This window comes from Kitasatospora sp. MAP5-34 (assembly GCF_029894335.1).
In the GTDB taxonomy this organism is placed as follows: domain Bacteria; phylum Actinomycetota; class Actinomycetes; order Streptomycetales; family Streptomycetaceae; genus Kitasatospora.
In genome coordinates, this window is record NZ_JARXZC010000085.1 from 1 (window position 1) to 5,295 (window position 5,295).

Annotated in this window: 5 protein-coding genes and 1 pseudogene; all 6 read right to left on the reverse strand. The window is 69.7% G+C overall.

Translation table 11 applies throughout. The annotated features are described in order from the left end of the window. Positions 1-59: 59 nt before the first annotated feature. Positions 60-431 carry a hypothetical protein gene (locus P3T29_RS32320; RefSeq protein WP_280720249.1) on the reverse strand — a complete coding sequence of 124 codons (372 nt, stop codon included), beginning with the start codon at positions 429-431 and terminating at the stop codon, positions 60-62. Between the two features lie 67 nt (positions 432-498). Further along, positions 499-765 carry a hypothetical protein gene (locus tag P3T29_RS32325; protein WP_280720250.1) on the reverse strand — a complete coding sequence of 89 codons (267 nt, stop codon included), beginning with the start codon at positions 763-765 and terminating at the stop codon, positions 499-501. 2 nt (positions 766-767) lie between these two features. Further along, complete coding sequence (locus P3T29_RS32330; protein WP_280720251.1) at positions 768-1,052, reverse strand: hypothetical protein; 285 nt, start codon at positions 1,050-1,052, stop codon at positions 768-770. A gap of 246 nt (positions 1,053-1,298) precedes the next feature. Further along, a complete protein-coding gene (locus P3T29_RS32335) occupies positions 1,299-2,027 on the reverse strand; it encodes an SDR family NAD(P)-dependent oxidoreductase (protein ID WP_280720252.1) in 729 nt (242 codons plus the stop codon). Between the two features lie 204 nt (positions 2,028-2,231). Beyond that, a pseudogene (locus tag P3T29_RS32340) lies at positions 2,232-3,638 on the reverse strand (IS1380 family transposase). Positions 3,639-3,908: 270 nt separating this feature from the next. Further along, the coding region (locus tag P3T29_RS32345; RefSeq protein WP_280720253.1) for a M48 family metalloprotease at positions 3,909-5,295 on the reverse strand (1,387 nt) is incomplete at its 5' end.

Here is a 5,295-nt window from a genome sequence, read left to right on the forward strand (position 1 = left end):
CCGCACCACCCCCGTGGCTACCTGCCCACGAGTCAGCCACAGGAGCGATCATGCCGCAGTCAGCCGACCCACGACCCGAATTCGGCAACAGAGTCGTGGGCGACCCGCGTGACCCGGACCAGCCCGAACACACTGGCCAGCCAGCGTGCGTGGCCCGTCTCCCGCCATGGCCGCACCCGCCCCTCCGGCCCCACCACGACCGGCCCCACGCCGGCGCGGACCACTTCTTCCTCCTGCCGGGCGCGCAGGTCCAGATGGTCCTGCAGCAGCTGCCGTAGCAGCTCCCGCCCGGCCACTTCCAGGTGTTCTTCCAGCTCGGCGTGGGTCCACGCGCTCGCATCGCCGCCCGACACGGTGCCCATCAGCGTCTCGAAGGCGCTGATGGAGCGGGCAAAGGGGTCAGCTGTGGCATGAGTGTCGTACGGTTTCATCCCGAGGGCTCTTCCTGTCCCGCATCCGACATGGTTCGCACCTTCGAATGTAGGCGGAAGAGCCCTTCTAATCACGGGAGCTGGACGAAGCAGTCGTCCGGCGGCCAGCCGGGGTGAACAGTCCCGGGGCGTTCTCGTCCAGCCAGCCCCGCTCCACCAGCCGCTTCAGCTTCGCCCGTGTGCCCTCGATCTTCCCGGTCTCGGCCGGCAGTCCGATCCTGGGCACGATCTGCTTGGCACGGACCGGCCCCGGCGCATCCGCCACCACCTCCACGATGTCCCGGTAGACCACCGGGAGCACCTCCGCCCCCATTCCGGACTGCCAGTTCGGCACACTCAGCACCCCGATGACCTGCCGCTCGGCCCCCGCATACGCCGACGCCACCCGCTCACCCGCTCACCCGCAGGCGACCCTGCGGCATCGACCGTCACCGCGGGCATCTGCAGCGTCATCTCCGCGAGCACCTCGGCGACCGTCTCCCGCGCTATCCGCAGACGCTCCAGCCCCTCCCGGGCCAGCTCCAACTTGGCGGACACCGCCGCGAGTTCGGCCTCGAACTCCTCCACCCGCACCCGGGCGGCCGCCTCGCGCGCCTCCAACTCCTCGAACAGCGAACCCATCAGCCGCCCTCCTCCACCACCACCACGGTAGAGACGAACAGCCCCCGAGCACAGCCCCGATCAGCAATCTCCCAGCTCAGCCCTTCCCTCCAGGAGAACCGCACCCTTCGTAGTTGGCCAAGGTTTTCGGGCCAGGTGGCCAGGCTGTACGCGCGGCTTGGGGGCGCGGCTGTCCCTACATGGTCGTCCCGGCAAGCATGTAAGGCGCGGTTAGCCAAGTCGGTAATGTCCGGTCAGGGCAAGCTCCTACAGCTGCTCGAAGTGGAAGGAGCGGATGAAGCAGTCTCGCGGCTGGCCGATCGCAAACAGGGCGCAGTCGAGGACGGATTGGGCGGTCAGCGGGTCGTCTGTGGTCCGGGAAGCGCGATCCCAGGCGGGGCGGAGCGGGTCGCCGTCCGTGAAGTCCGGAGGGTAGAGCGAGATGACGCGGATGCCCTCGGGGCGCAGCCGGTGGGAGAGGATGTCGGCGAAGCCGGCCTGGGCGGCTTTGGCGGCGTAGAACGCGGGGTGCGCCCAAGAGCGGTGGTTGCGGGGTTCCGCGGCTGAGGAGACCAGGTTGACCACGTCCGCCCCGACGGAAGCGCGCAGCAGCGGTAGGAAGTGCTTGACCGTCAGCAGCGTGCCGGTGGCTCCGGAGGCGATGGTGTCGGTGATCGCGTCGTCGTCGGCGTCCCAGAGATCGGGACCCTCCAGGTATCGGGCACCGTTGTTGATCAGCACATCCACTCGGTCGGTGCGGTCGGCCATTCCGTCGGCGAAGGCCCGGATGGAGGCCGGATCGGCCAGATCGCAGGCGAACGCGTCAGCCCGCGCGCCGCTGTCGAGCGCTACTTCATCAGCCACCTTCTGGGCTGTCGCCAGAGAACGCGCGGACACGAACACGCGCGCACCCAACCGACCTGCGTGAAGGGCCAACGCTCGCCCGAACCCGCGTCCAGCCCCAGTCACCGCCACCGTGCGCCCTGTGAGATCCACGGGAACCCCTCCCTCTGTCCAGTGTGATGATCACCGCGATCCTAGCTAGCCTCGCTGTTTCGGTTCACGTCGGCTGAGCTGGGGTGATCCCTGTGTCGGAGGTCGCGGGGCTGCTGTCGGACGTTGGGCATGCCGAGGTCCCGACGCTGTGGCCGGGTGCTCCTGGGTCCTCGGGTCGTAGGTGGTCAGTGGCAGCGTCATCGGTCAGGTGGCCGGTCGGGGCAGCGCCGCCAGGCGGTGGAACGCGGTGGTCAGTTCGTGGCGCCAGGGCCAGGTGGCGGCGATCCGCAGGCGTAGGCGGCGGGCTCCGCGGGTGATCCGGGCGGCGGCGTGCAGGACGCGGTAGCGGAGCTTCTTGGGCTCGGCGGTGGCCAACTCGCCGTCCAGCAGCAGGATTCTGGTCCAGGCGAGTAGGTCGATCGCGGTCAGGGACAGCTCCAGCTAGGCCTGGTTGATGGCGAAGTGGCGGGAGGGGAAGCGGCCGAAGCCGGTGGTCTTGCCGCAGCGGATGTGGTCCTCGACCCGGGCGTGAGCGCGGTGGCGGACCTCGAGGTATTGGATGGAGCCGCCGCCGGCGACGGGTGTGTCGGTGAGGAAGACCTGGTGGCGCAGGCCTTCGTCCTGGTCGAACAGCGACAGCTGGGCGCCTGGATGGGGACGCTCGCGGCGGACGATGATGCGGGTGCCCTCGGGGTATCCGGTGAGGTCGACCAGGCCGGTCAGCTCGGCGACCTCGGCGCCGGCGCGAAGGGTGCCGTCCTGTTCGAGTGCGGGATGCCAGACCTGGTCGGGCAGGACCCGGATGGCCTTGCGGACTGGTTCGGTGACGGCGTGTCCGACGGAGAAGGTGGTCCGGATCCCGTGTCGGCGCAGGGCGCGTAGGTGGGCGAGGAAGGCCTTCGCGCCGCCCGCGCTGTCGGCGCGGACGAGGATTTCGGTGCCGTGGCGTTGGGCGTCGGGGATCTGCGCGAGGGCCTGGTCGAGGACGGTGATGTGGTCGGCCGCGGTGTTCGCTCCGGCGTTTCCCGGCCGCAGGATCCCGGCGAGGGCTTCGCCGGTGTTGTCGAGGAAGCAGAGCAGCGGGTGGTAGCCGAAGCCGCGTTTGTAGGTCGCGGCGGCCTGTTCCTTCTCCGAGTGGCAGGTGACCAGGGTGGCGTCGATGTCCAGGACCAGGCCCGGTAGTTCACGCCCTCCGGCGTGGGAGGCGGGTATGGGGTGTCCGGTCTCGTCCGCTTGGAGCCAGGCGACCTCACGGGCCCGGGCCCGTGCTGCCCGCAAGGCGTTCAGGGCTGCGGTGTCGATACCGGCCAGCACACGCCAGGCGGTCGGAGTGGAGGCGACGGGGCCGAACACGTCGCGCTGGTCGCGCAGCACAGCCAAGTCGGCGATCGCCTCGCCGCCGTCAGCGAGCATCACCGCCAGGTCCACCGCGACGCGGCCGGGGTCGTGCCCGGTCCCGCGCGGACGCAGCCGGCACAGAGCGTCGCTGAAGGCGCTGGTCAGTGAGGTGACATCGGCCAGATCTGCCAAAAGACGCGAGCCGGCGTGGTTGACCACCCCGTTCCCGTCGGCGCTGACGACGAGCTGGGGGCGTGACCGGGTAGTGTGCACGCAGAAAGTGCCTTCCCGCTGGAACGACAGAGACCCTAGACAAGCCTCATCGTTGCAGCTCAGAAGGCACTTTCGCTTTTCCGATCATGATCCGGACGCGACCCCAGATGAAACGCGCAGGCTAGTCCTCCACCACGCCTACGCTGGCCCCGCGAGGACGCGGCCCGCCTGGGCGCCGGCGCTGCCGTTCCCTCGCTGTCCTGGACCACCCGCTGCTCGGCTCGCCTGCCAGCCGAGCGGGATCGCCTCGAACTCACGTGATCGACTGGGTCAGTGGGCGAAAGAGGCAACAACAAGGACTGCCGTCGCCACCCCTATGACGGCGCGGGCGCCGCGGACCTCATAGGGCGTCCTGTTCGCGCGTGGAGTCCGGGAGGCTGCTGCGATCGGGAAGGGGCACAGTGGAGCCGCGGCAGCCTGCAGATTCAGCCCCACTCCCTCAAGGCGGCGGCTGAGCTCCGTGGTGCCGGTGGTGCTTGTGGTGCCTGCGGTATCCGTCTCCGTCGACAGTACTGCGCGGACAAGGGAGCCGAGCTCCTCCTGCTCGAGCGTTGGGCAGTCCGCCGTCACCACGGCGCCCCACTCGACGCGCCAGACCGCCAGCCCGCCCGCGACCAGTCCCCGCTGGATCAGTGCGACCACGGCTTCGGTCAGCCACCGTTCACCCTCCCGAGCGCTCATTCGACGGCCGGAGACCCGCGCGCACTCCTGCACCAGTTGTCGGGTTTGGGTTGCGACGCACATGAGGACGGCGTTCAGCGACAGCCCGCTCCGGAGCTGCTCACCGGGTGTCAGGCGGGAGACCGCGCGCAGCAGTCGGTCCGCCTGGGCGGCCGGCGAGAATTCCCCGAGGGTCGCCAGCCACTGCGACCACGGCGCGGACCGCGTGTGGCCGGAGGCGGGAAGCGCTTCGGCCCGTGCCCACGGCGTCCGGGCGATTGCCGCTGCCAGTTCCGCAGCGCCGTCGAGCGGCTTCGGCGCGGGACCGGTGTCACTCGGCGCGTCGGTCCGTCCAGCGCGGCGCAGACGCTCCTCCCGTTCGCGCAGACTCGGGTGCGGATTCAGCCCGTCACTGCGCACGGACGGCAGCGGAGCCTCCTGGAACGCATGCAGGCGTTCCCGGTAGTGGGGCTGAGCCACGATGTGGGTGAAGGCCGCGAACGGATCGTCCGGGACTACGCCCGCTGCCAGGCTGGGTTGCAGAAGCTGCACGGTGAAGTCGTGCCATGCCCGGTTCGCGGCATGGTAGGCGCGCAGTGCTCGCAGCACCGCCTCCGTACCGACGACTTCCGCGGCCGCGTCGTCGGCCGCGAACTCGTGCGCGCGGCGGACAGGCAGCATCGTGTCTTTGTGGATCGCGGCGAAGATTAGCAGGGGAGCGAGGGCGATCCATTGGTACATGCGCAGCAACCCCTTGGTCCTCAGGTCCGCCCGGGCTTCCCGTACGGTCGTTTCCAGGGCGTGCGAGACGCGGACGGTCAACGCGCTGAAGCGGGTGTGTCGAGCGGCGTCATGGGCGAGTTCATGGGCCACCACTGCGCGTAGTTCGTCGGCGTTCAGGGCAGGGGTGTTGCAAAGTCCGGTGATCTTGTAGGTGTGCTGGTCAGGCGATGCCGAGAAGGTCGAGCGGGCGGCTGAAGGGCTCGTAGGAGGCGCG

Bases quoted from the DNA above. Each gene is read 5' to 3' on its own strand.
- P3T29_RS32320 (WP_280720249.1), bottom strand. From the start codon at position 431: ATGAAACCGTACGACACTCATGCCACAGCTGACCCCTTTGCCCGCTCC.
- P3T29_RS32330 (WP_280720251.1), bottom strand. From the start codon at position 1,052: ATGGGTTCGCTGTTCGAGGAGTTGGAGGCGCGCGAGGCGGCCGCCCGG.